The sequence below is a fragment of the Thalassolituus sp. UBA2009 genome (assembly GCF_002335285.1).
Classification (GTDB): domain Bacteria; phylum Pseudomonadota; class Gammaproteobacteria; order Pseudomonadales; family Oceanobacteraceae; genus Venatoribacter; species Venatoribacter alkanivorans.
Window position 1 is genome coordinate 1,925 of record NZ_DDCJ01000145.1, and the last position, 2,328, is coordinate 4,252.

Here is a 2,328-nt window from a genome sequence, read left to right on the forward strand (position 1 = left end):
ACCACCGCCGAAGCGATGAATTCAATGCCTTTTTTCTCCAGATGAGGGCGGATAGGAAAACTGATTTCCGGGCGTTCGCGCCAGCCAACCGCAATCCAGGGGTTCGAAGGAACAAACTGAAAGTCTTCACGTTCGTTGATAACCGTAACCCGGTGTTCTTTATTCAGGATTTCGCGGATTTCATACGCACCTGCCATACCACCGGTACCGGCGCCCAATACGATCACTCTGGCCATAGTCTGCCTCACGCTTGTTATTGTCGAAGTGACAGATAAGGAGCAAAACAGAGGCCAAATATTACTACATAAGCATAAAGTAGAATTAATAGCGCAAAGCGATTGAATTCACAGAGAATTTCAACCGCTGCTTCAAATAGCGACCAGCGCAGAAAGCAAGACAAAAAACACCGGGTGACAGATTTGTCGGAAGGAAGCGTCAGTTATGGCAGTCAGAACAGGAAGGATTGCGGCTGATGCCCCAGCGCCGCCACTCGCCCTGTAGAGCATCGAAGGTCAGCAAACGGCCACTCAGGCTTTCGCCGATGCCCGCCAACACTTTCAGTGCTTCCAGTGCCTGCATGGCGCCAATAACCCCCACCAGCGGTGACAACACGCCGTTTTCGGCACAGCTGAGCTGCTGATTATCCAGACTGGGGTACAGGCAGCGGTAACAGGAAGCATCCGCCTGACGCGGGTCAAACAGCGTGATCTGACCATTCAGCCCAACCGCCGCGCCCGAAACCCAGGGTACAGAGTGCGCAATACAGGCGCGATTCAACGCATAGCGCACGTTACTGTTATCACTGCAGTCGATGACCAGATCCACTTTCACCCGGTCTTCCTGCGCGTCACCCGCGGCGGACAGTTGCGCCATCAGCCAGTCAGCATCGGCACGCAGAGCGTGAGTGACCACCTGCACATCCGGATTTAACCGCTGCACTTCGGCGGCGGCGGATTCCACTTTCAGCAGGCCAATATCAGCACTGCCATGGGCGGTCTGACGCTGCAGATTCGACAGCTCAACACGGTCATCGTCGACCAGACTGAGGCGGCCAACACCGCTGGCCGCCAGATATTGCAGCACCGGGCAGCCAAGACCACCGAGGCCGATAATCATCACATGGGCATCGAGCAGCGCCTGCTGCCCGTCAATATCCAGCTGCGGTAACAGAAGATGGCGCGAGTAACGCAGTAACTGCTGATCGTTCATCATTTATCCCAACACCTGCTGCGGCCAGCAGCCACCACTGATGCGCGGCTGCCCACCAAGGTCGCGGCGATTGCTTACCTCAGCAAAACCACGTGCGCGCAATAACTCACACACCGCATCCGCCTGCTGATAACCGTGCTCCAGCAATAACCAGCCATTGGCGCGCAGAAAATCCGGCGCACGGTCAATAATCAGCGCCAGATCACTCAGGCCATGGTTATCAGCCACCAGTGCTGAGCGTGGTTCAAAGCGCACATCGCCCTGCGCCAGATGTTCATCCTGCTCATCGATATAGGGAGGATTGCTGACGATCAGATCGAAATCACCACTGACCGCGCTGTACCAGTCCGACTGCATGAAACTAACGCGTGCAAGCTGATTGCGGACGGCGTTGCTCTGCGCCAGCGCCACCGCATCGGCATTAAAATCAACGCCGGATACCTGCCAGGAAGGCTGCTCCGACGCCAGTGCCAAAGCAATCGCGCCGGTGCCTGTACCCAAATCGAGCACCCGGCTGTTGGCCGGCAAAGGTAATTCCAGTGCCCATTCCACCAGAGTTTCGGTGTCAGCGCGGGGAATTAAGGTTGAAGGGTTCACATTCAGATTAAGCGACCAGAAATCGCGCTCACCCAGCAGATAGGCCACCGGCTCTCCGGCCAGACGCCGCGCCAGCAAAGCCTCCGCCGCCTGCTGCTGTTCTGCGCTTAATGGCCGGTCAGACCAGGTGTAAAGCCAGGTACGGCTCTGCTGCAACACGTGGGCCAGCAGCAATTCGGCATCCAGCCGGGCGCTGTCGGAGCCGGCTTCCAGCTGCGTCCGCGCCTTTGCTAACCAGGCTTCAATGCTCAGCACGGATGCCGGATCAGAGATCATCAGCCGCCTGCCATCTCAGCCAGCAGATTGGCCTGATGCTCGCGGATTAACGGCTCAATCACCGGCGTCAGATCGCCCTGCACAATTTCGTCGAGCTTATACAGCGTCAGGTTGATGCGGTGATCGGTAACCCGGCCCTGCGGATAGTTATAGGTGCGGATACGCTCTGAGCGGTCGCCGGAACCAACCAGACTTTTACGCGTCGCCGCCTGCTCTGCCTGGGCGGCCTGACGCTGAGCGTCGCGC

2 protein-coding genes and 2 pseudogenes are annotated in these 2,328 nt (G+C 57.5%); all 4 read right to left on the reverse strand.

Annotated elements, in window-relative coordinates; genetic code table 11:
• Positions 1-236: pseudogene (locus B3P58_RS18000) on the reverse strand (NAD(P)/FAD-dependent oxidoreductase); the annotation flags it as partial.
• Between the two features lie 199 nt (positions 237-435).
• Entirely contained in the window at positions 436-1,212 is a 777-nt protein-coding gene (locus B3P58_RS18005; RefSeq protein WP_286719465.1) for a HesA/MoeB/ThiF family protein, read from the reverse strand.
• On the reverse strand, positions 1,213-2,082 hold the full coding sequence (gene prmC, locus B3P58_RS18010; protein ID WP_286719467.1) for a peptide chain release factor N(5)-glutamine methyltransferase: 870 nt from the start codon (positions 2,080-2,082) through the stop codon (positions 1,213-1,215).
• Positions 2,082-2,328: pseudogene (gene prfA, locus B3P58_RS18015) on the reverse strand (peptide chain release factor 1); the annotation flags it as partial. The pseudogene prfA and the gene prmC, both read right to left, overlap by 1 nt.

What these genes read in the sequence shown, in the direction of transcription:
- B3P58_RS18005 (WP_286719465.1), bottom strand. Translation starts at nt 1,212, where the DNA reads ATGATGAACGATCAGCAGTTACTGCGTTACTCGCGCCATCTTCTGTTA.
- prmC (WP_286719467.1), bottom strand. Translation starts at nt 2,082, where the DNA reads ATGATCTCTGATCCGGCATCCGTGCTGAGCATTGAAGCCTGGTTAGCA.